A 21,723-nucleotide genomic window follows, 5' to 3' on the forward strand; every position below is an offset into this window, starting at 1 on the left:
GCGCATCATAGGGATTAGCGGCCCGGCTTCCGCCTGAGCCTTCGGCTCGGCGCAAGACCGGGATGTTGTCGTTTCACCCGCGATTCCGCATCGCCATCCGTTCCCGCGCCCTTCCGAGCCAGTCAGCCTCATGTCCGACAAGCCACAAAAGTCCCAAAAATCCGAAGCCAAAGACTATTCGAGAACCCTGTTCCTGCCGCAGACCGAATTCCCGATGCGCGCCGGCCTGCCGCAGCGCGAGCCGGAGCTGCTGAAATACTGGAACGACATCGGCCTCTACGACAGACTGCGCCAGCAAGCCCAGGGCCGCGCCAAATTCGTGCTGCATGACGGCCCGCCCTACGCCAATGGCAACATCCATATCGGGCACGCGCTGAACAAGATCCTCAAGGACGTCGTGACCAAGAGCCAGCAGATGCTCGGCTTCGACTCCAACTATGTGCCTGGCTGGGACTGCCACGGCCTGCCGATCGAATGGAAGATCGAGGAAGAGAACTACCGTTCCAAGGGCAAGCAGAAGCCCGACTTCCGCGACTCCGCCGCGATGGTGGCGTTCCGTAAAGAGTGCCGCGCCTATGCGACACACTGGATCAACGTGCAGCGCGAGGAGTTCAAGCGGCTCGGCATCATCGGCGACTGGGATCATCCCTACCAGACGATGAGCTATCCGGCCGAAGCGCAGATCGCGCGCGAGCTGATGAAGTTCGCCGCCAACGGCACGCTGTATCGCGGCTCCAAGCCGGTGATGTGGAGCGTGGTCGAGAAGACCGCGCTCGCCGAGGCCGAGGTCGAGTACGAGGACTACACCTCCGACATGGTGTGGGTGAAGTTTCCCGTCACGTCCCCGGCACATGGTGCGCTCGCCAATGCTTCGGTCGTGATCTGGACCACCACGCCCTGGACACTGCCCGGCAACCGCGCGATCTCGTTCTCACCGAAGATCGCCTACGGCCTCTACAAGGTGACGGATGCGGCCGCGGACAATTGGGCGAAGACCGGCGATCTCCTGATCCTGGCCGATGCGCTTGCCGCAGAGGTGTTCAAGCAGGCGCGCGTCACCGCCTATGAGAAGCTGCGCGACATTCCCGGCGATACGCTGGACGCCGTGGAGTGCGCTCATCCCTTGCGCGGCCTCGATGGCGGTTACGCGTTTATCGTGCCGCTGCTCGCCGGCGAGCATGTCACCGACGATACCGGCACCGGCTTCGTGCACACCGCGCCGAGCCACGGCCGCGAGGACTTCGACGTCTGGATGGCCAATACCCGCGAGCTCGATGAACGCGGCATCTCGACCGCGATCCCCTACACTGTCGACGAGAACGGCGCCTATACCGCGCAGGCCCCCGGCTTCACCGGCAAGCGCGTGCTCAACGACAAGGGCGAGAAGGGCGATGCCAATGAGGCCGTGATCAAGGCGTTGATCGAGGCCGGCAAGCTGCTCGCGCGCGGCCGCCTCAAGCACCAATATCCGCATTCCTGGCGCTCGAAGAAGCCGGTCATTTTCCGCAACACGCCGCAATGGTTCATCGCGATGGACAAGGACATCAGCGAAGATGGCCATGCCAAGAAGGGCGATACACTGCGGGCCCGCGCGCTGCATGCGATCTCGGTCACGCAATGGGTGCCGCCGTCGGGTGAGAACCGCATCAACGGTATGATCGCCAACCGTCCGGACTGGGTGATCTCGCGCCAGCGCGCCTGGGGCGTTCCGATCGCCGTGTTCGTGCGCGAGAAGAGCGACGGCTCGGCCGAGATCCTGCAGGACGAGATCGTCAACCAGCGCATCGCCGAGGCCTTCATGGAGGAAGGCGCCGACGCCTGGTACATGGAAGGCGCCCGCGAGCGCTTCCTTGGATCGCGCGCGAGCGAAGACTGGAAGAAGATCGACGACATCTGCGACGTCTGGTTCGATTCCGGCTCGACGCACGCCTTCGTGCTCGAGGACCGCCAGAACTTCCCGCAGCTCGGCAACATCGTCCGCAAGGTCGATGGCGGCGACGACACCGTGATGTATCTGGAAGGCAGCGACCAGCATCGGGGCTGGTTTCATTCCTCGCTGCTGGAGAGCGCCGGCACGCGCGGCCGCGCGCCCTATGACATCGTGCTCACCCACGGCTTCACGCTCGACGAGAACGGCCGCAAGATGTCGAAGTCGATCGGCAACACCGTCGAGCCACAGAAGGTGATCAAGGATTCGGGCGCGGATATCCTGCGCCTGTGGGTCTGCGCCACTGACTATGCCGACGACCAGCGCATCGGCCCGGAGATCCTGAAGAACACCATCGAGACCTATCGCAAGCTGCGCAACACCGTGCGCTGGATGCTGGGAACGCTGGATCACTACAAGCCCGCCGACGCAGTCGCACCCGCCGACATGCCTGAGCTCGAACGGCTGATGCTGCACGAGCTCGCGGTCCGTGCTGCCGTCGTCCGCAAGGCCTATCAGGAGTTCGACTACAAGACGGTGGTCGCAACCTTGTCCGCATTCCTGAACAGTGAGCTCTCCGCGTTCTATTTCGACATCCGCAAGGACACGCTGTATTGCGATCCGCCCTCCTCGCCGACGCGCAAGGCGGCGCTGACCACGATCGATCTGTTGTGCAGCTCGATCCTGAAATGGCTGGCGCCGATCCTCAGCTTCACCGCGGAGGAAGCCTGGCGCATGTACAGGCCCGGCGCCGAGCCCTCGGTGCACCTGACGCAGTTTCCCGACGACCTCGAAAGCCTGCGCGACGACAAGCTCGCCGCGAAGTGGGAAGCGATCCGCAACGTCCGCCGCGTCGTCACCGGTGCGCTGGAGCTCGAACGCGCCGCCAAGAACATCGGCTCGTCGCTGGAGGCCTCGCCGGTGATCTATGTCGCCGACCGCGACATGCTTGCGACGCTGTTCGACACCGACCTCGCCGAGATCTGCATCACCTCGAACTACGAGGTGCGCGAGGACGAGGCGCCGCCTTCCGCATTCCGTCTCGATGCCGTTCCCGGCATCGCTGTCGTGGTGGAGAAGGCGGTCGGCACCAAATGCGCCCGTTCCTGGAAGATTTCGCCGACGGTGGGTGAAGACCCCGAATACCCCGACGTCACCCCGCGCGACGCCAAGGCGCTGCGCGAATGGAAGGCGCTGGGGGTGAGTGTCTAACTTCGTGTCGTCCCGGCGGAGGCCCGGACCCATAACCACGACCGCCGATTGCAGCGAAGGCTGATGACCACGAGTCCCTCAAACAACTTCCGCCTCGGAATATGGGTCCCGGCCTTCGCCGGGACGACGGCGGTGTTTGTAGTGGATATAGAGATCTCCCCTGCATGACCCCGCTCCGCGCCGGCATCCTCGCGGCCCTGCTCACGCTGGTGGCCGATCAGGCCTCAAAGCTCTGGCTCCTGAACGTGTTCGACCTCGCCCGTCGCGGCGCGGTCGAGGTGACGCCGTTCTTCGACCTGGTGCTGGCCTGGAACATCGGCATCAGCTTCGGCTGGCTCCAGAACGACGGCCAGGCTGCGCAACTGGCGCTGATGGCCGTGAAGGTCCTCGCCGTGGTTGCGCTGGCGATCTGGATGGCCCGCTCGCACACCCTGCTGGCAACCATCGCGCTCGGCCTGATCATCGGCGGCGCCATCGGCAATGGGATCGATCGCCTCGCCTATGGCGCGGTGGTCGATTTCGCCCTGTTCCACGTCGAGATCGGCGGAAATACCTATAACTGGTACGTGTTCAACCTCGCGGACGTGGCCATCGTTGCTGGCGTGGCGGCGCTATTGTATGATTCCTTCCTGGGGGTACCCGCCGCAAAAGCGCCCTGATCCCGGCCGATACGGACCGGCAGGCGGAACCTTGTTTTTGCGAGGGATTATGCCGCGCGAGAGCGGCAAACTGCCACAATTTGGAACAGGTACAGTGATGCGCAGCTCGAAGACCAGCAATTCGATGGTTGGAGACCCCCGGCAGGGGTTCTGGCGGGCGTTGAAATTGTCCGCTGTCGCACTCGGCATCGGTCTCGTCATGTCGGCTGGCGCTGCCCGCGCCGGTGACGACGGCGAGGACGATGACGATATGACCTTCGAAGAGAAGCTCATCGACAATCTGATGTCGGGCATCGGCGCCAAGAGCATGGAGAAGAAGGGTATTGAGTACCGTGAGCGGTCGCCGCTGGTGGTACCGCCCAAGCTCGACCTGCCGCCGCCCGCCGGCACCGAAGCCAAGAACGCGCCGAACTGGCCGAAGGACCCGGACGAAAAGCGCCGCAAGGAGGCCATCGCCCAGCGGAAAAAGGCCGTCAAGGCGACGGAGAATTGGCAGGCAGGCCGGACGTTGTCGCCCGCCGAGATGGAGGTCGGCAGAACAGCTGCACCCGAGCGCACGAGCAACGACCCCATCCAGCCGGGCACCAACGGTAACCCGTCGCTCAGCCCCGCTCAGCTCGGTTTCACCGGCGGTCTATGGGGCATGATGTCGAACAACAAGGGCGAGGCCAAGCAATTCACGACCGAGCCGCCGCGCCAGTCGCTGGTCGAGCCGCCGCCGGGCTACCAGACGCCGTCGCCGAGCTACGCCTATGGCGCCGGAGAGGACAAGACGAGGCGGACCTATTTCGACATCATGTCCGGGAAGGACAAGGAACAATAACGCTCCTGTCACTTTGCGATATCCCGACAGACGCGGTCCCGCGCCGACGGCTCGTGCGCGCCGGACGCGGTCTTTAATTGCTTATCAGTAACTTGCGCCCGAGTTGAGTTCTCTGCTTCGTGACGCGAAGCGTTTGCCGCACGGTGTACCATGCCGTGCCTCCGAGCCGGACATCCGGGCTCGGCCTTTCATAAGGATCATGATGTCCTCTTACCGATCGGCTGCCCGCCTCCTTGCCGCGCTGCTTTCGACGAGTGTCCTCACGGCCGGCGCATCTCTTGCGCAGACCACGGTGACATCGGCTCCGCCCGCCAGCTTCACGCTTGGAAACGGCATGCAGGTCGTGGTGATTCCCGACCACCGCACGCCCGTCGTCACGGAAATGATCTGGTACAAGGTCGGCTCGGCGGACGAGACGCCGGGCAAGTCCGGGCTCGCGCACTTCCTCGAGCACCTGATGTTCAAGGGCACATCGAAGCATCCGGTCGGCGAATTCTCCCAGACCGTGCTCCGCGTCGGGGGCAACGAGAACGCCTCGACCTCGGTCGACTACACGAACTACTACCAGCGCGTGCCGAAAGAGCAGCTGCCGACCATGATGGAGTTCGAGGCCGACCGCATGACCGGCCTGATCCTCAAGGACGAGAACGTGCTGCCCGAGCGCGACGTGGTGCTCGAAGAATACAACATGCGCGTCGCCAACAATCCGGACGCGCGGCTGAACGAGCAGATCATGGCCGCGCTCTATCTCAACCATCCCTACGGCCGGCCGGTGATCGGCTGGCACCAGGAGATCGAGAAGCTCGATCGCGAGGATGCGCTCGCCTTCTACCGCCGCTTCTATGCGCCGAACAACGCGATCCTGGTGATCGCCGGCGACGTCGAGGCCGCCGACATCCGCCCGCTGGTGGAGCGCAATTTCGGGTCCATCCCGGCCCAACCCGCGATCCCGGCCCGCCGTGTCCGCCCGCAGGAGCCGGCGCCCGCGGCGCCGCGCACCGTGACCCTGGCGGATCCGCGCGTCGAGCAACCCGGCTTGCGGCGCTATTACCTGGTGCCCTCGGCGACCACGGCTGCGGCCGGCGAAAGCGCGGCCCTCGACGTGCTGGCGCAGCTAATGGGCAGCGGCAACAATTCCTATCTCTACCGTGCGCTCGTGGTCGACAAGCCGCTCGCGGTCTCCGCCAGCGCCAGTTATTCGAGCATCTCGCTCGACCCGACCCAGTTCGCGATCTCGGCTTCGCCCAAATCCGGCGTCAGCTTCGCCGAGATCGAGCAGGTGGTCGACGGCGTCATTGCCGACATCGCGCAGAATCCGATCCGTGCCGAGGATCTCGAGCGGGTCAAGACCCAGCTCATCGCCGAGGCGATCTACGCCCAGGACAACCAGGCGGTGCTGGCACGCTGGTATGGCGGCGCACTGACCACGGGCCTGTCGATCGAGGACATCCGGAGCTGGCCAGATCGCATCCGCGCGGTCACCGCCGAGCAGGTCCGCACCGTCGCGCAGAAATGGCTCGAGAAGAAGCGCTCAGTGACAGGCTATCTGATCAAGGACACCGCGACCACCAAACGCGAGGAGAAGCGTTCGTGACCTATCCCTTCCTTCGACGCGTTGCGTTCTCCTTTGCCACCGGCGCGGCACTCGCGCTCGCTACCGTCTCGCCGTCGCAGGCGGCTGCAAAGATCCAGCATTTGACCTCGCCGGGCGGCATCGAGGCCTGGTTCGTGCAGGACGCGACCGTGCCGCTGATCGCCATGGAATATTCCTTTGCCGGCGGCTCGGCACAGGATCCCAAGGACAAGTCGGGCGTCGCCAATCTGGTTGGCGATCTCCTCGACGAAGGCTCCGGCGATCTCGATTCCAAGACCTTCCATGAGCGGCTCGACCGCCGCGCCATCGAGCTCTCCTTCTCCGCCACCCGCGACACGTTCCGCGGCAGCCTGCGCATGCTGCGCGACAACAAGGACGAGGCCTTCGACCTGCTGCGGAGCGCGCTGACCTCGCCGCATTTCGAAACCGCCGATGTCGAACGCATTCGCTCGCAGGTAATCTCGGGCCTGCGCCGCGAGACCACCAACCCGACCTCGCTGGCGAGCCGCAAATTCCTGGAAGTCGCCTTCGGCGAACATCCCTACGGCCGGCAGTCCAACGGCAACCTCGACAGCGTTCCGACCATCACGATCGCCGACATGAAGGACTATGTCGGCCGCGTGCTCGCCAAGGACACGCTGAAGATCGCGGTGGTTGGCGACGTTGATCCCGATACGCTCGGTAAGCTGCTCGACCACACGTTTGGCAGCCTGCCCGCCAAGGCCAATCTCGTGCCGGTCCCCGACGTCGAGGCCGCCAAGCCGCCGCAACGCGCCTTCGTGACGCTCGACGTTCCCCAGACCGTGATCACCTTCGGCGGCCCCGGGGTGAAGCGCAGCGATCCGAACTTCATGGCGGCCTATGTCGTCAACCACATCCTCGGCGGCGGCGGGTTGTCCTCGCGGCTTTATCGCGAGGTGCGCGAGAAGCGCGGGCTGGCCTATTCGGTGTTCGAATCGCTGCTCTGGATGGAGCATTCGGCGGTCTTCATCGGCAATACCGGCACTCGCGCCGACCGCGCAGGCGACACCATCGACGCCATCGACAAGGAAGTGCGTCGGATCGCCGAGGAAGGCCCGACGCAGAAGGAGCTCGATGAGGCCAAGTCCTACCTCAAGGGCTCGCAGATGCTGGCGCTCGATACCTCCTCGAAGCTCGCGCAGGCGCTGCTGCAATATCAGCAGGACAAGCTGCCGATCGACTACATCGAGAAGCGCAACGCCGTCGTCGATGCGGTCACCATGGATGACGCCAAGGCGGCCGCAAAGCGCCTCTGGGGCCAGGGCCTCCTGACCGTCGTCGTCGGCCGCGCTCCGCAGGCGGCGGCGCAACCGGCAGCCGCACCGGTGACGAAGTCGAACTGACGTCTTCCATACGCTTCCTGAAATGGCCGGGCTCGCCCGGCCATTTGCATTCCGGGCGCCATTGCCGAACCTAGGCGTCCGGGATATGTCCGGGCATCACGAATGGTGCCACCATGCTGCGGATATCCCGCGATCTCGTCATCGACGAGGACGACATCGAGATCGGCTTTGTCCGCGCCTCCGGCCCCGGCGGGCAGAACGTCAACAAGGTCGCGACCTCGGCGCAATTGCGCTTCGACACCCGCAAACTGACGCTGCCGGAGGATGCCGCGTTGCGCCTGGCCCGGCTCGCAGGGCAGCGCATGACCAAGGACGGCGTCATCGTGATCCAGGCCCAACGCTTCCGCACCCAGGAGCGCAACCGCCAGGACGCCATCGACCGCCTTACGGAGATGCTCGGCGAAGCCATGATCCGGCCGAAGCCACGGCGCGCGACAAAGCCGACCTTTGGGTCCAAGCAGCGCCGGCTCGAGGGCAAGAAGCGCCGCAGCGACATCAAGTCGAAGCGCGGCGGGCATTTCGAGGATTGACCGATTGACGAAAAAACCTCCGGCCGCAATGCGACCGGAGGTTTGCCGTTTCGCTGGCTGCGTCAGTAGCGCTTGCCGGTCGCAGCACCGCCCGACACGGAATCGTCAGCCGTGCCCTTGTGCGTCGCGCTGCCGGTGGTGCCGACCGTGCCCTTCGTACCCTTGGTCGACTTCATGCCGACCTTCTCACCCGCGGCTCCCTGCTGTGCGCCGAGATCCTCTTCATCGCCGCTCGAGGCACCGCCCTGCATGGTCTTGCCCTGCGCGCTGCCACGCAACTTGGTGTCCGACGATACGCCTTGTGCGAGAACCGGTCCCACCAGCAGTGCGGAAAGAGCGCATGCGATTACAGAGGTCTTCACTACCTTCATCCATTTCTCCTGGATTTTGTTCGCGATGAGCGGTTGGTGTTTTCGCCGTTCGCCTGGACTGGACCATCCCATCGCGCAGAGAGCCGAACGGCGCAGTCGCCATGCAATCCGGATCGTGTGGTCATCGTTGAGGGATTTCGCGGCGGTTTCGCGGAATTGTGCTCCTCATATGCGGCGGTGCGGAACAAGTTGCGGACCGCGAACGCGACGCTCGGGCTCGCGGGGTCGTCAACGACGGCCCCCGCGACCGGCGCGATCGTCCAATGTCTTCAGTGCGATAGGCCCCCCTTTTCCCCAGGGCGCCACGCGCCTGTTGCTCACCACATGCTTTTGACGCAACACGGCCTAGAATAGCGTCCCGAATCTGAAATCGAACTCATGCCCGTCCGCCAATTGCCAGAACAGATCGTCAACCGCATCGCCGCCGGCGAGGTGGTCGAACGTCCCGCGAGCGTGGTCAAGGAATTGGTCGAGAACGCCATCGATGCCGGCGCCAGCCGGATCGACGTCTTTACCGATGGCGGCGGGCGCCGCCGGATCGGCATCACCGACGACGGCGGCGGCATGACCGCCAGGGACCTGTCACTGGCGGTCGAGCGTCACGCCACCTCCAAGCTCGACGACGAGGACCTGCTGCAGATCCGCACGCTCGGATTCCGCGGCGAGGCGCTGCCCTCGATCGGCTCTGTGGCGCGGCTCTCCATCACCACGCGGCATGCCAGCGAGCCGCATGCCTGGGCGCTCAATGTCGAGGGCGGCGAGAAGTCCGAGATCATGCCGGCCGCGCTCGCGCACGGCACGCGGGTCGAGGTCAATGACCTCTTCTACGCCACGCCGGCGCGGCTGAAGTTCTTGAAGACCGACCGGACCGAGGCGGAAGCGATCCGTGAGGTGGTGCGGCGCCTCGCGATGGCGCGGCCCGAAATCGCCTTCACGCTCGCGGGCGAAGAGCGCGCCCCGGTGACCTGGGCTGCCGCACTGCCCGGCGTCGCCGGTCGCCTCACGCGTCTCGGCGACATCCTGGGGGCAGAGTTCCGCAGCCATGCCATCGAGGTCCATGCCGAGCGCGAGGGCGTGGCGGTCGCCGGCTATGCCGCAGCGCCCGCGCTGACCAAAGCCAACGCGCTTGGGCAATATCTCTTCGTCAACGGCCGCCCGGTGCGCGACAAGCTGATCTTAGGGGCGGTACGCGGGGCCTATGCCGATTATCTGCCGCGCGATCGTCATCCGGTGCTGGCGCTGTTCGTCACGCTCGATCCGCGCGAGGTCGACGCCAACGTGCATCCGGCCAAGACCGAGGTGCGCTTCCGCAACGCCGGCCTCGTCCGCGCGCTGATCGTGCACGGATTGAAGGAAGGGCTTGCACGGGAGGGCCGGCGTACGGCCGCCAACAGCGGCGAGAGCGCGCTGTCGTCGTTCCGCCCCGCATTCACGCCGCGCCCGGCAAGCTGGGACTGGCGGGCGTCGCCATCCGCCCCGGTCGCGCCGATGCCGTCATTCGATGGCTCCGCCGTGCCCGCCTTCGCCGAGCGCGCACAGTCCGCGTTCGACGTCGGTGCGCCCAGTGCGGACGTGCGGATCGAAACGCAGCCCGCCGGCGACCTGGTCGACCGTCCGCTCGGCGCGGCGCGCACGCAGATCCACGAAACCTATATCGTCTCGCAGACCCGCGATGGCCTCATCATCGTCGACCAGCACGCCGCGCATGAACGCATCGTCTACGAGCGGCTGAAAGCCTCGCTGGCTGCCAACGGCGTGCAGCGGCAGATCCTGCTGATCCCCGAGATCGTCGAGATGGACGAGGCCACGGTGGAGCGCCTGCTCGAGCGCAGCGAGGAGCTGGCGTCGTTCGGCCTCGCGATCGAATCCTTCGGCCCCGGTGCCGTTGCGGTGCGCGAGACGCCGTCGCTGCTCGGCAAGACCAATGCGGGCGGGCTGTTGCGCGATCTTTCCGAGCATATGGCCGAGTGGGACGAGGCGCTGCCGCTGGAGCGCCGTCTGATGCACGTCGCCGCCACCATGGCCTGCCACGGCTCGGTGCGCGCCGGCCGAAGGCTCAGGCCGGAGGAGATGAACGCCCTGCTCCGCGAGATGGAGGACACCCCGAACTCCGGCCAGTGCAATCACGGCCGCCCGACCTATGTCGAGCTGAAGTTGAGCGACGTGGAGAAGCTGTTCGGACGGAGGTAATTCGAAATTACGGTCGCTTCAAAAACACGAATTCCGTGTCGTCATAAGGGCGCCGCTCCAATTCCTCGAAGCCTTCCGGCGTGACGAACTGCGCAGCCTTCGCCTCTTCCACGACGAGCAGCGCGCCCGGCGTCAGCCAGCCGCCGTCGCGCAGGCTCGCAAGCGCCTTCTCCGCAAACCCCTTGCCATAGGGCGGATCGAGGAACACCAGCGAGAACGGCTCGACCGGATGCGCAGGGCCGAGATCGGTCGCATCTCGGCGATAGACTTTTGTCACGCCACCCAAGCCCAGCGTCTCGACATTGTTCCGCAGCAGGGCGCGCGCTTCCGCGCCGTTGTCGACGAACAGCACGAATTTCGCGCCGCGTGACGACGCCTCGATGCCCAGCGCGCCGGTGCCGGCGAAGAGATCGAGCACGCGCGCATCCGCAATCGGATCGTCATAGGCGTGCACGAGGATGTTGAACACGGACTCACGCAGGCGGTCCGCCGTGGGGCGGATGTCGCGCGAGGACGGTGAGGCCAGATTGCGCCCCTTCAATCGACCGCCGACGACGCGCAACGTCAGTCCTCCTTCGGCGCCAGATCGCGCTTGCCGTGATAGCCGCGCTTGGGACGGCGCGGCGGGCCGTAGCCGCTGGCCTCAGCCTCGTTGCGCTCGCGCGCTTCCTCGCTGCCGGTGCGTTGCACCAGGACGCGGCGGCCCTTGCGGTCGTTGATCACGCCGCGCTTGCTCGCGGGCTTCTTCTCGCGCGGCGCGTCGTCTCCCTCATGCGAGGCAGATTTCTGCGGCACGTCGAACTGCGCACCCGATTTCTCGATGATCTTTTCGCCGAGCTGGTCGCGCAGCACGCGGGACTTGATCTCCTCGACCTGGCCCTCGGGGACCTCGCCGAGCTGGAACGGGCCGTAGGAGACCCGGATCAGCCGGTTCACCTCGAGTCCAAGATGGGCGCAGACATTGCGCACTTCGCGGTTCTTGCCCTCGCGGATCGCGAAAACCAGCCAGACATTGGCGCCCTGGTCACGCTCCAGCGTGGCGTCGATCGGACCGTATTTGACGCCCTCGATCTCGATGCCGTTCTTCAGCTCGTCGAGCTGCGCCTGCGTGACGTCGCCATGGGCGCGGACACGGTAGCGGCGCAGCCAGCCGGTGTCCGGCAGCTCGAGCGTGCGCGCGAGCCCGCCATCATTGGTGAGCAGCAGCAGGCCCTCGGTGTTGAAGTCGAGCCGGCCGACGCTGATCAGCCGCGGCAGACCTTCGGGCAAATTGTCGAACACGGTCGGACGTCCCTCGGGATCGTCATGGGTCGTCATCAGGCCGCGCGGCTTGTGATAGAGGAACAGCCGCGTGCGCTCGCGCTCCGGCAACGGCTTGCCATCCACGGTGACGACATCGTTCGAGGTGATGTCGAGCGCCGGCGAGTTGATGACACGACCGTTGACGCTGACGCGGCCCTGCGTGACCATCTCCTCGGCATCGCGGCGCGAGGCAAGGCCCGCACGCGACAGCACCTTGGCGATACGCTCGCCAGCTTTCTTCGGCTTGACCTCTTCCTCGCGGCGCGGCCGCCGCTCGGAATCACGATCGCGCTCGCGATAGGCGCCGCGACCGCCGAAGGCGGGACGTTTCTCGAAGATCCTGCTCTCGTCCTCGTTTTCGCGGCGTGGACGATCGCCGGTGCGAGCTTCGCTGCGGGGATGCTCGTGCCAGTCGGAGCGGCCCTCGGAGCGCTCGCGCGGACGATCGAATTTCGGGCGATCGCCGCCGCGATCGAACCTGGGACGATCATCGCGGGGGCGATCGAATTTGGGCCGCTCGCGGAATGGACGGTCACCCGATGGACGATCGTCGCGCGAACGCGAAAAGCGCGGACGGTCGTCGCCGCCGCCTTGCCGATCGTCGCGCTTCTGCCAAGGCTTGTCCTGACCGCGGTCGCTGCCGCCAAAATCCTTGCGCGGACCCTTGCTGAAGTCCTTGCGCGGCGGCCGGTCGCCGCGTGGGGCCGCATCGCGCTTCTGCCAGGGTTTCGAATCGCTGCGCTCGCTGCGATTGCGGTCCGGTGCGCCGCGCGAAAACTTTCGCTCGCCATCGAACTTGCGTTCCGGACGGTCGCCACGCGGCGCGTAAGGTCGCTTGTCGCCAAACTTCGTGTCACCGGTTCGGCCGGCCGGACGGGAATCGTCGCGATCCCTGCGCGGCGGACGGTCATCACGGCCATAGGACGGGCGATCACCGCGCGGCTTGAACGACCGCTTCTCGCCATCGCGCGAGGGGCGATCAGAAAATGGGCGGTCGCCCCGGGGCTTGAACGGGCGCTTCTCGCCGTCGCGCGACGGACGATCCGAAAACGGACGGTCTTCACGCGGCTTGAAGGGCCGATCGCCACGCGGCTTGAAGCTGCGCTCGCCACGATCCTCGCCGCGCGGCCGGTCTTCCCGATTGAACTTCGGACGGTCGCTGAAGTCGCGGCGCGGGGCATCGCCCTCCTCGCGGCGGCGGACCGGTCGGCTGTCACGGTCGCCGCGGGGCGGGCGGCTGTCGCCCTTGCCCTCGAAGCCGCGCTTGGCGAACTTCTTCTCGGGGCCCCGCGCCTTGCCGGAACGGCCGCCCTTGGCCGGGCCGCGATCACGACGGCCGCGGGAATCGTTGTCTTTGTCGCTGTCGCGAGGCATGAATAATCTCACTCAGGGGGTGGCCAGAAAGCATTGTGCGCGCTCGTCTCGAGCCGCATGCTCAGGCAAAATCGTAAGCACTTCTGCTGAAGGCGCAGCTACTAGCAGGTTTCTGGCGATGATACGAGGCTTGAAAGCCCCCTCTTTCATGGATTTGGCGCTCAAAACGGCCGAAAACGCCGGAAAGGCGGGCGAAGTTCCGATCGGATGCGTCGTGGTCCGCAATTACGAGGTCATCGCCACCGCGGCGAACCGGACGCTGACCGACTACGACCCCACGGCGCATGCCGAGATCGTTGCGCTGCGCGAGGCGGCCAAAAAAATCGGCAGCGAGCGCCTGGTCGACTGCGACCTCTACGTGACGCTGGAGCCCTGCACCATGTGTGCGGGCGCGATCTCGTTTGCAAGGGTGAGGCGCCTGTATTACGGCGCCGCCGACCCCAAGGGCGGAGCGGTTGAATCAGGCGTGCGGTTCTTCACCTCGCCGACCTGCCATCACGTCCCGGATGTCTATTCCGGGGTCGGCGAAAGCGAGGCGGCGCGGCTGCTCAAGGACTTCTTTCGGGAGCGGCGCTAAGGCGCGGCAAAGAACTCGCGCAGCGCCTTGGCGGTCACATCCGGGTTCTCCTCGGTGAGAAAGTGCCCCGAATCCACCGGCATGCCATCCACGTTGGTCGCCCACTGCTTCCAGATGTCGAGCGGGGTGGCGGCGGCTTGCGCCACGCCGGCGTTGCCCCACAGCGCCAGCATCGGAATCGTGATCTTCTTGCCGGCCTCGAAATCGGCCTTGTCGAGATCGTAGTCGAAATAGGCACCGGCGCGATAATCCTCGCACATCGCATGCACGCGGGCGGGGTCGCGGAACGGGGCGATGTAGTGTTCGAGCGCACGCTCGTCGATGGCCTCTAACGTCTTCGACCTGGTCTGGCTCGCCATCTTGAAGCGGAGGAAGAACTCGCCGTTGCTCGCGACCAGCGTCTCCGGCAACGGATAGGGCTGCGCCAGAAAAGTCCAGTGATAGATCTTCAGTGCGTAGGCGCGGTTCATCCGCTCCCAGTAATTATAGGTCGGCAGGATATCGAGCACCGCGAGCTTCGACAGCCGGCCGGGATGATCGAGCGCCAACCGATACGAGACGCGGCCGCCGCGATCGTGGCCGGCGAGTGCGAAGTGCACGTGGCCGAGGCGCTCCATCGCCTCGACCATGGCCTTGGCCATCGCGCGCTTGCTGTAGGGGATGTGCAGCGCGTCGCTCTCGGGCATGTCGGACCAGCCATAGCCGGGCAGATCGGCGATGATCAGCGTGAACCGGTCGCTCAGGTGCGGCGCGACGCGGTGCCACATCACGTTGGTCTCGGAGAAGCCGTGCAGCAGCAACAGCGGCGGTCCCTTGCCGCCGACGCGGGCGAAGATGCGGCCGAAGGAGGTGTTGATCCATTCGGAGGCGAAGCCGGGATAGAGGTCGGCGAGATCGGACATCTTCTGCATCCTTATCTGTCAGCGTGGGCTGTTCGGTCTTGAGAATGCCCCAAAACAAAAAAGTCGAAAAACAACTTCATGCACAGTAGCTAAGTCCAACAGCCGCCTACACAATTTCGGAGTGCCGACGGCGCGGGCGGAAATTGCGCACGCGTGCGAAAAAAGCCTGTCAGCCCTTGGACTTCTCGGCGTCCACCGCCTGCCAGCCGATGTCGCGGCGGCAAAAACCTTCCGGCCATTTGATGCGGTCGACGGCCTGATAGGCGCGCGCCTGCGCCTCCGTCACGGTCTTGCCGAGCGCGCAGACATTGAGCACGCGGCCGCCATTGGCGAGGATGGCGCCGTCCTTCTCGACCGTGCCGGCGTGGAAGATCTCGGCGGTCTCGACCTTGGCGGCGTCGTCGAGCCCCTCGATCCGCGTGCCTTTCTGATAGTCGCCGGGATAGCCCTTCGCCGCCATCACCACCGTGAGCGCGGCCTCCGGATGCCAGCGGAGGTCAAAGTTCTTCAGCTGGCCGTCGCAGGCGGCGAGGAAGGCCGGCACGATGTCCGACATCATCCTGAGCATCAGCACCTGGCACTCGGGATCGCCGAAGCGCACGTTGAACTCGAACAGCTTTGGGCCCTGCGTCGTCAGCATGATGCCGGCGTAGAGGATGCCGCGAAACGGCGTGCCGCGCTGCTTCATGCCGGCGACCGTCGGCAGGATGATCTTGGCCATGATCGCGTCATGGACCGCCGGCGTGACCAGGGGCGTCGGCGAATAGGCGCCCATCCCGCCGGTGTTCGGACCGACGTCGTGGTCGAACACGCGCTTGTGGTCCTGCGCGGACGCCAGCGGAATGGCGGTCTCGCCGTCGCACAGCGCGAAGAAGCTGATCTCGCGGCCCGGCAGAAACTCCTCGATCACGACCTCGGCGCCGGCCTCGCCAAAGCCGCCCTCGAACATCATGGCGATGGCATCCTCCGCCTCGCGCACCGACTTGGCGACGACGACGCCCTTGCCGGCGGCAAGACCGTCGGCCTTGACCACGATCGGCGCGCCCTGGCTCTGGACGTAAGCCCGCGCATCGGCGGCGTTGGTGAATCGCTTGTAGGCGCCGGTCGGAATGCCGAATTCGGTGCACAGCGCCTTGGTAAAGCCCTTCGAGCTTTCGAGCTGGGCGGGGATCCTGTCCGGCCCGAACGCCTTGATGCCGGCGGCGGTGAGGTCATCGACGATCCCGGCCGCCAGCGGCGTCTCCGGGCCGACCACCACGAGCTCGACCGCATTCGTCTTGCAGAAGTCGATCACGGCGGCATGGTCGGCAACGTCGAGCGCCACGCATTCCGCCTCGCGCGCGATCCCGGCATTGCCCGGCGCGCACCAGAATTTGGTCACCAGGGGAGAGGCCGCGATCTTCCACGCCAGGGCATGTTCGCGGCCGCCGGAACCAAGCAGGAGAATGTGCATCGAAGGCTCAGAATGAGGGGTTTTGTTGGAGGCGGAAGTCGCATGAATCGGGGCGGGTGTGAAGGGGGTTCTCCGTCCATACCTTTCGAAGCGCCCGAACTGAGCGCGTGCTGTGTGCAACCGAAGGGTAATACTCGTTTGCGTCGAATGGATCGTTGCCCAAACAGCACGTTGGGGCGCCGGCTGTCGGCTTGCAAATTTTTAGCTTTGGCCTTTGGTATTTTAGGTCTTCGCGGGCTTCTCCGCCTCGCCGCGGGTGCTTAGAGCAGGGAGCAGCGCTTCAACCCTGTTCAGCGCCGCCTCGAAATGCTCAAGCAGCTTGATGCCGACGAGGATCCATTGCAGGTCGGCTTCGGGATCTGGCCCGCTGTCAGAAAACACGATGACCTCGCCCGGCTCTTCCTCAACGCGAAAATAGATGACCGTGCCCATGCCGTTGGGGTGGGTGTGGTCGGAAAGGAAATCATATTCCTCCTTGACCGTCGGCCGAAGCTTTTCGAGCTTCGCGATATGCGTTAGGATATTGGTTGCGGTGACCTGGGCGCCGTGTTCACTGATTAGCTTAGGAATCCTCGTGGTGTGGGTTCGTTTCTTCACGAACTCAAATATCGCCTGCAGGCTGCCGCCCTCCATAATGGCGGTGAATTCCCGCTCAAAGGCCAAGTATGCCGCGACGGTCTCGTAAATCGACCGTACAGCCATCAATGAGACCAAGCCCTTCTGGATGAAGAAGAGCCCATAGGCGCTCTCGGCGAGCACCAAATTTCGGCGAAGGTGGGCTTGGTTGAAAACCTTGATCAGCCCGCTAAGCCTGAACCCGTTCGGCTCCATCACCGCAATGCGCTCCACCTTCCTCGCGTTGAGGCTGGCGAGGAGGGCGTTCAGGTCAGCAATTGATTGCCGGGAAAGCACGCGGCCGGGGATTAAATCGGGCTCAATCATGTTCAATCCAAATAGTTGAATTACAATATGGTGCTTACTTTAGCGGGTAGGAAGAAACATCATGAAGGTTTTTTGGGCATGGCAGTCAGATCATCCCGGCAAGATTTCGCGCTTTGTAATACGGGAAGCCCTAAAGCAGGCCATCGAGCACCTGAAGGAAACCCCGGACATCGACGAGCCGGATGAAGAAGCCCGGCGCCGCGATCTCCATCTCGACCACGATACCGAGGGCAATACCGGTTCGCCGTCCGTCGGCGACACCATTCTGCAGAAGATTGCCGCATCTACCGTGGTCGTCTGCGACGTCACCCCTGTAGGCTCGGCACCGCCGATACAGACCAATGAAGGGGAGAAGCCGGGTCGGCCGCTGATGAACCCCAACGTCGCCATTGAGCTGGGGTACGCCATAGGCAAGATTGGCGATTCCGCGGTCATCGGAGTCATGAACCTCGCCTTCGGGAACACCGATTCCCTGCCGTTCGACATCAAGCACAAGAAGTGGCCTGTGATGTACCGCCTGGTCGAAGCTGCACAGAAGCCCGAGATTGAGGAGCAGATTAAGGTTCTGCGTGCCGAGTTCATCAAGCGGCTGAGCGGCTTCCTCAAGGTGGATAAGGTCGAGGCCGTCTTCCCAGAGGTTCAACCCCTCATCGGGAAGGGGCTGTTCTTTGCAAACGGGGAAATCCTCGCCGTCCAGCGCAACAATCCTATCTCCAACGGACAGCCGATAAACTTCACGTTCCCACACCGGTCCTTTCTGTATCTGAGGATGATTCCGAAGACGCCGCTGGTTCGACCCCTCTCCGTCCAGACCATCATGGGCACCATGGGGCGGTATGGGACGTTTGGAGTGCCGGTCGGCGCCCTGATGCAGGAGAACGCCTACGGCGCCGCGATGAGTTCGCTCAACCTGCACCTCATGAGCATCGACAGCGTGACGCAGTATTTCCGCAATGGAGAGATTTGGGGCATCAACGGGGATGTTATTCGTCAAGGGGAGAGGACGGATGAGAATTGGGTGCCGGCGCGGACAATCGAGGACACTATGATTACCAGCCTCACGCTCTATTGTGAGTACTTGGAGCAGCACAGCCACGTCAAACCCGCCATCACCGTCGAGGCGGGTATCGTCGGCGTGAAGAACCGCAGGCTCACGATTGATGGTGGCATCGTGGGCAACATGGGGAAAATGTACGAGGACGACGTCATCTACCGCGCCACATTGCCTGACCTCGCTCCTGCGACACAGGATGCCTTCCTTAAAGAGTTCTTCACCCGCGTTCACGACAACACTGGTGTCCCTCGGCCTCCGGGATTGCACGGCCGCTGGTAGGTTTTGTCAACTGAAGTACAAAAAGGGGACGATAACATCGTTCTGAGAGAGCACGATGGGTCAGGCTGCAACAGAGATTGCTGTATGGCTACTCGGTATAGCGACATGCGTTGCATTGGCCGGTATTGCGATGACAGTGCACTAATTCCAAAGCCAGCGCAGTTGATACCCTTTAGTTCACTGTCACCGTAATTGAGTCGTTGAAGCACACCGTTCGCATCTGTGACCCCCAAGTTGGTATGGGCTTGGGGCATGTGTAGACTGCTGCGGTTTCGAATCATTCAAATGTGCAGGTTTCGAGAATGCCAATTGACCTTCATCCGAATTGCAAGGTGCGGCTTGTCGAACTTGTCAGCGCTGCGCTTTCACATCTGAAGGTGCATAACGGCAAATTTCTTTTGCGCTCTGCCGGTAAGGGGCACGAGCTGCTCTACATGGCGGACGAGGCACTTCCGCAAAAAGGACCGGTCCACGATAACTTGTTATCGTATATCGATGAGCAGCCTCTCTCGGAGTTCATCCGTGACAAGTTGACCGACGAACTGCGAGATGCGGAATACTCTCAGATTGAAAGTCAATCTCTGTGTGAAGTCGACGGCTTCAGCGATGCGACCGCAGTTGCGGTGCGGCTCATTGAAGAGTTTGTTTCCCTTCCACAAGAATACCGTCTGACGTTCCCATTGCCCGACGATCTTTGGTCAGCCCTGGCTCCTAGCAAGACTTACCGCCATCTCGGTCCTCGAGTTCGCACCGTTAGGACAAATCCAGAGCTAGTGAACGAGCTGCCTCTAATGCCCAACCAGGAGCGTACTCCGTTGGTGGGTGGCCTGCTTGGCTTACTGTCGTCGGATTATGGCGGGGAATGGAAGGAGAATGCGGTACATTTGCAAGTCGACGTGCAGGGGTTCATTGGCGGTTACGGCGGCTCCTCGCCGGATGCAGAAGCCCAGAGAACGCTTCGTGCATTCTATGGTCTGGGGCTCGCGCTGCGACTGTTCGACCGAAGCACAAAGTATTCGGTGGCGACGCCGCGTTGGTCGTACTTCGTCCACCGCAGGACATCCGAAGCCAAGTACGAGGCCCGGCACAGGCTGGAGCTAGATGAGAACCTTTCCCGCGCGATGGAGCGACTGGGAATGCACACGCTTGGTGGCTGGGTCAACTCCCCAGAAAGGCAGGCCTCGTGGTCCGAGGGTATCCTTGGTCAAATGGCGAGCGTATTTGGCATGGGCGTCAAATCAGAATCAATTCTGCTCGCCTCGCAGTGGTATTTCGATAGCGTGACCGGCCCGGACTATCTGTTGCAATATGTGCAAGCGATGGTGGTTCTGGAAATTCTTCTCGGCGATAAGGCTGCGCCGAAGGACATCAGCCTGAATGAACTGCTGAGGAACAGGTGCGCTTACCTCATTGGGTCGAGCCAAGAGGAGCGGACCGAATTGCATAAACGTTTTACGGAGATCTATGATGTGCGCTCACAGATCGTACATAGAGGCAAGCATCGACTCAGCGGCAAAGAACAGTGGATGCTCAGCCAATTACGTTCCATTTGCAGGCGAGTTATCCAGAAGGAGGTCAGCCTGCTCGTCGCCGACAAGGTGGCGGGGGCAGTGTGATTCCAATACAGGTACAATTGCTGATTTCCGCTAAGAATTCGTCAGCCGTTTTCAATATTGTAGCCGTCGGTCGCGCAATCCGCCCCTGGGCACCGTCTTCTTGAAGGTCGCTGATCGCTCACCCAACTGTACCAGTCCTGCCGAGCCTAAACCTGCCTCCCCGCAATAATCTCCTGCAGCGTCGCCACATGCCGCGCAAACGCGCCGCGACCGGCTGCGGTCGCCGTCACCGTCGTCTGCGGCTTCTTGCCGACGAACGCCTTCTCCACCGACACGTAGCCCGCCTTGGCCAGCGTCTCGATATGCGCGCCGAGATTGCCGTCGGTCGCGCCGGTGAGCTTTTTCAGCCGGGAAAACTCCAGTCCGCCGGTGGCCGGCAGCGCGTTCAGGGCCGCCATGATCTTGAGCCGCAACGGCTGGTGGATGATGTCGTCGAGCTCGGCCATCAGATCCGCCGCATCCAGAGGCCGCCGAGGATCAGGCCTCCGCCATTGACGAAGGCCATCCAGAGCGGAAACGCCTCGCCGATATAGAAATAACCGATCAGCGTCAGCGCGGAGATGCCGAGACCGATCGCGATGAAGGCATAGCCGAACCAGAGACCCGCCAACGTGTAGAACAGCATGAAGTAAAGCGGCCAGAACGTGCCGAGCTGGCGCGGACCGAAATGACCGATCACGTTGGTGCAGAGATAACCGAAGGCGAAGAACAGCACGAACACCAGAAGCAGTCTGACGTTGAAGGCGATGCCATGGGAGTGATGCGGCGGATTGAAAATGCGCAGCCCGTAGGATGGGTTGAGCCCTTGCGAAACCCATCGCACTTGTTTCGTGGTAACGTCCCGTCATGACCTCGTACCGCCGCAACTTCGTTTGGGGTGGGTGTTTCTTCTTCACCGTCAACCTCGCGGAGCGGAAGCTAGCGTTGCTGACGGATCATATCGGGTTGTTGCGTACGGCGTTTCGTGAAACGCACCGACGCCATCCATTCACGACCGATGCCATCGTGGTGCTGCCCGATCACCTTCACACGGTGTGGACGTTGCCAGAAGGTGATGCCGATTTTTGCAATGCGCTGGCAGTTGATCAAATCCACCTTTTCGCGCGGTCTGGCGCGCAACGAGAGGATATGCCCAAGCCGCGCGGCTAGAGGTGAACGGGGCATCTGGCAACGCAGATATTGGGAGCATACCATTCGCGACGAAGCCGATGTCGCGCGGCATGTAGACTATGTTCATATCAATCCGGTCAAGCACGGGCTCGTCGACAGAGTCCGTGACTGGGCGCCCTCCTCGTTTCATCGCCACATAAAGCTCGGCAATTACCCGGCCGATTGGGCCGGCGATCAGTCGCATGACGGCCGCGATTTCGGAGAACGGGGATAGAGAAGCGATTGGGTTTCGCAAGGGCTCAACCCATCCTACGAGCTGAAGACGTCAGCTAGGAAGCCAAGAGCGGGCGCTTCCGGAACCATCATCGCTCGATCATCCCGCAGGTCCCGCTCGCCGAGTCGCCCAACGGGCGTGAATAGTATGATGTATGCAAGATCCTGCTT

The 21,723-nt window shown here is 63.5% G+C and carries 17 protein-coding genes and 2 pseudogenes; 11 read left to right on the forward strand and 8 right to left on the reverse strand.

Going from position 1 to position 21,723, the window contains the following annotated elements:
* Positions 1–130 precede the first annotated feature (130 nt).
* The 6 genes from ileS (at position 131) to arfB (ending at position 8,109) form a co-directional block, all read left to right on the forward strand.
* Entirely contained in the window at positions 131–3,139 is a 3,009-nt protein-coding gene (gene ileS / locus AC0L30_RS15430; RefSeq protein ID WP_473404644.1) for an isoleucine--tRNA ligase, read from the forward strand.
* 164 nt (positions 3,140–3,303) lie between these two features.
* Entirely contained in the window at positions 3,304–3,798 is a 495-nt protein-coding gene (gene lspA, locus AC0L30_RS15435; protein WP_354168566.1) for a signal peptidase II, read from the forward strand.
* A 97-nt stretch (positions 3,799–3,895) separates the two neighbouring features.
* Positions 3,896–4,621, forward strand: coding sequence for a hypothetical protein (locus tag AC0L30_RS15440; protein ID WP_473404645.1), 726 nt, complete (start codon positions 3,896–3,898; stop codon positions 4,619–4,621).
* A gap of 199 nt (positions 4,622–4,820) precedes the next feature.
* Positions 4,821–6,215 (forward strand): M16 family metallopeptidase, encoded by a 1,395-nt coding sequence (locus tag AC0L30_RS15445; protein ID WP_473367161.1) that lies wholly within the window; start codon positions 4,821–4,823, stop codon positions 6,213–6,215.
* Positions 6,212–7,579 (forward strand): M16 family metallopeptidase, encoded by a 1,368-nt coding sequence (locus AC0L30_RS15450; protein ID WP_007596890.1) that lies wholly within the window; start codon positions 6,212–6,214, stop codon positions 7,577–7,579. The genes AC0L30_RS15445 and AC0L30_RS15450 overlap by 4 nt, the downstream gene beginning before the upstream one ends.
* Positions 7,580–7,692: 113 nt before the next feature.
* Positions 7,693–8,109 (forward strand): alternative ribosome rescue aminoacyl-tRNA hydrolase ArfB, encoded by a 417-nt coding sequence (arfB, locus tag AC0L30_RS15455; RefSeq protein ID WP_007596892.1) that lies wholly within the window; start codon positions 7,693–7,695, stop codon positions 8,107–8,109.
* Between the two features lie 62 nt (positions 8,110–8,171).
* Here arfB and AC0L30_RS15460 read toward each other — a convergent pair whose 3' ends face one another.
* Positions 8,172–8,480, reverse strand: a complete 309-nt coding sequence (locus AC0L30_RS15460) for a hypothetical protein (RefSeq protein ID WP_007596894.1) — start codon at positions 8,478–8,480, stop codon at positions 8,172–8,174.
* A 378-nt stretch (positions 8,481–8,858) separates the two neighbouring features.
* Between AC0L30_RS15460 and mutL the strand changes: the two genes are divergently transcribed.
* On the forward strand, positions 8,859–10,670 hold the full coding sequence (gene mutL, locus AC0L30_RS15465; protein ID WP_473404646.1) for a DNA mismatch repair endonuclease MutL: 1,812 nt from the start codon (positions 8,859–8,861) through the stop codon (positions 10,668–10,670).
* A 7-nt stretch (positions 10,671–10,677) separates the two neighbouring features.
* On the opposite strand, the gene rsmD is transcribed toward mutL, so the two are convergent.
* Positions 10,678–11,232, reverse strand: a complete 555-nt coding sequence (gene rsmD, locus AC0L30_RS15470; RefSeq protein WP_007596898.1) for a 16S rRNA (guanine(966)-N(2))-methyltransferase RsmD — start codon at positions 11,230–11,232, stop codon at positions 10,678–10,680.
* 2 nt (positions 11,233–11,234) lie between these two features.
* Positions 11,235–13,346, reverse strand: coding sequence for a pseudouridine synthase (locus tag AC0L30_RS15475; protein ID WP_473404647.1), 2,112 nt, complete (start codon positions 13,344–13,346; stop codon positions 11,235–11,237).
* A gap of 118 nt (positions 13,347–13,464) precedes the next feature.
* Here AC0L30_RS15475 and AC0L30_RS15480 point away from each other — a divergent pair, with 118 nt between their 5' ends.
* The gene (locus AC0L30_RS15480) at positions 13,465–13,923 is read left to right on the forward strand and encodes a nucleoside deaminase (RefSeq protein ID WP_007596901.1); all 459 of its coding nucleotides are present in this window, start codon (positions 13,465–13,467) and stop codon (positions 13,921–13,923) included.
* Here AC0L30_RS15480 and AC0L30_RS15485 read toward each other — a convergent pair.
* The 3 genes from AC0L30_RS15485 to AC0L30_RS15495 all read right to left on the reverse strand — a co-directional run bounded on the left by AC0L30_RS15485 (position 13,920) and on the right by AC0L30_RS15495 (position 17,220).
* Positions 13,920–14,825, reverse strand: coding sequence for an alpha/beta fold hydrolase (locus AC0L30_RS15485; RefSeq protein WP_473404648.1), 906 nt, complete (start codon positions 14,823–14,825; stop codon positions 13,920–13,922). The genes AC0L30_RS15480 and AC0L30_RS15485 overlap by 4 nt on opposite strands.
* A gap of 169 nt (positions 14,826–14,994) precedes the next feature.
* A complete protein-coding gene (gene purD / locus AC0L30_RS15490; protein ID WP_473404649.1) occupies positions 14,995–16,278 on the reverse strand; it encodes a phosphoribosylamine--glycine ligase in 1,284 nt (427 codons plus the stop codon).
* A 222-nt stretch (positions 16,279–16,500) separates the two neighbouring features.
* Entirely contained in the window at positions 16,501–17,220 is a 720-nt protein-coding gene (locus AC0L30_RS15495; RefSeq protein ID WP_473404650.1) for a hypothetical protein, read from the reverse strand.
* A gap of 61 nt (positions 17,221–17,281) precedes the next feature.
* Here AC0L30_RS15495 and AC0L30_RS15500 point away from each other — a divergent pair, with 61 nt between their 5' ends.
* Entirely contained in the window at positions 17,282–18,553 is a 1,272-nt protein-coding gene (locus AC0L30_RS15500) for a hypothetical protein (RefSeq protein WP_473404651.1), read from the forward strand.
* 302 nt (positions 18,554–18,855) lie between these two features.
* Complete coding sequence (locus AC0L30_RS15505) at positions 18,856–20,169, forward strand: hypothetical protein (RefSeq protein ID WP_473404652.1); 1,314 nt, start codon at positions 18,856–18,858, stop codon at positions 20,167–20,169.
* Between the two features lie 146 nt (positions 20,170–20,315).
* Here AC0L30_RS15505 and AC0L30_RS15510 read toward each other — a convergent pair whose 3' ends face one another.
* The gene (locus tag AC0L30_RS15510) at positions 20,316–20,615 is read right to left on the reverse strand and encodes a winged helix-turn-helix domain-containing protein (RefSeq protein ID WP_473404653.1); all 300 of its coding nucleotides are present in this window, start codon (positions 20,613–20,615) and stop codon (positions 20,316–20,318) included.
* A pseudogene (locus AC0L30_RS15515) lies at positions 20,615–20,953 on the reverse strand (hypothetical protein); the annotation flags it as partial. The pseudogene AC0L30_RS15515 and the gene AC0L30_RS15510, both read right to left, overlap by 1 nt.
* A 62-nt stretch (positions 20,954–21,015) precedes the next feature.
* On the opposite strand from AC0L30_RS15515, the pseudogene AC0L30_RS15520 reads away from it, so the two are divergent.
* Positions 21,016–21,553, forward strand: a pseudogene (locus tag AC0L30_RS15520) (REP-associated tyrosine transposase).
* Positions 21,554–21,723 lie beyond the last annotated feature (170 nt).

The organism is Bradyrhizobium sp. MI1.11, assembly GCF_055811255.1.

What these genes read in the sequence shown, in the direction of transcription:
- AC0L30_RS15505 (WP_473404652.1), top strand. Translation starts at nt 18,856, where the DNA reads ATGCCAATTGACCTTCATCCGAATTGCAAGGTGCGGCTTGTCGAACTT.
- AC0L30_RS15445 (WP_473367161.1), top strand. Translation starts at nt 4,821, where the DNA reads ATGATGTCCTCTTACCGATCGGCTGCCCGCCTCCTTGCCGCGCTGCTT.
- AC0L30_RS15510 (WP_473404653.1), bottom strand. Translation starts at nt 20,615, where the DNA reads ATGGCCGAGCTCGACGACATCATCCACCAGCCGTTGCGGCTCAAGATC.
- AC0L30_RS15440 (WP_473404645.1), top strand. Translation starts at nt 3,896, where the DNA reads ATGCGCAGCTCGAAGACCAGCAATTCGATGGTTGGAGACCCCCGGCAG.
- arfB (WP_007596892.1), top strand. Translation starts at nt 7,693, where the DNA reads ATGCTGCGGATATCCCGCGATCTCGTCATCGACGAGGACGACATCGAG.
- AC0L30_RS15500 (WP_473404651.1), top strand. Translation starts at nt 17,282, where the DNA reads ATGAAGGTTTTTTGGGCATGGCAGTCAGATCATCCCGGCAAGATTTCG.
- AC0L30_RS15460 (WP_007596894.1), bottom strand. Translation starts at nt 8,480, where the DNA reads ATGAAGGTAGTGAAGACCTCTGTAATCGCATGCGCTCTTTCCGCACTG.
- lspA (WP_354168566.1), top strand. Translation starts at nt 3,304, where the DNA reads ATGACCCCGCTCCGCGCCGGCATCCTCGCGGCCCTGCTCACGCTGGTG.
- AC0L30_RS15475 (WP_473404647.1), bottom strand. Translation starts at nt 13,346, where the DNA reads ATGCCTCGCGACAGCGACAAAGACAACGATTCCCGCGGCCGTCGTGAT.
- AC0L30_RS15485 (WP_473404648.1), bottom strand. Translation starts at nt 14,825, where the DNA reads ATGTCCGATCTCGCCGACCTCTATCCCGGCTTCGCCTCCGAATGGATC.
- mutL (WP_473404646.1), top strand. Translation starts at nt 8,859, where the DNA reads ATGCCCGTCCGCCAATTGCCAGAACAGATCGTCAACCGCATCGCCGCC.
- AC0L30_RS15480 (WP_007596901.1), top strand. Translation starts at nt 13,465, where the DNA reads ATGATACGAGGCTTGAAAGCCCCCTCTTTCATGGATTTGGCGCTCAAA.
- purD (WP_473404649.1), bottom strand. Translation starts at nt 16,278, where the DNA reads ATGCACATTCTCCTGCTTGGTTCCGGCGGCCGCGAACATGCCCTGGCG.
- AC0L30_RS15495 (WP_473404650.1), bottom strand. Translation starts at nt 17,220, where the DNA reads ATGATTGAGCCCGATTTAATCCCCGGCCGCGTGCTTTCCCGGCAATCA.
- ileS (WP_473404644.1), top strand. Translation starts at nt 131, where the DNA reads ATGTCCGACAAGCCACAAAAGTCCCAAAAATCCGAAGCCAAAGACTAT.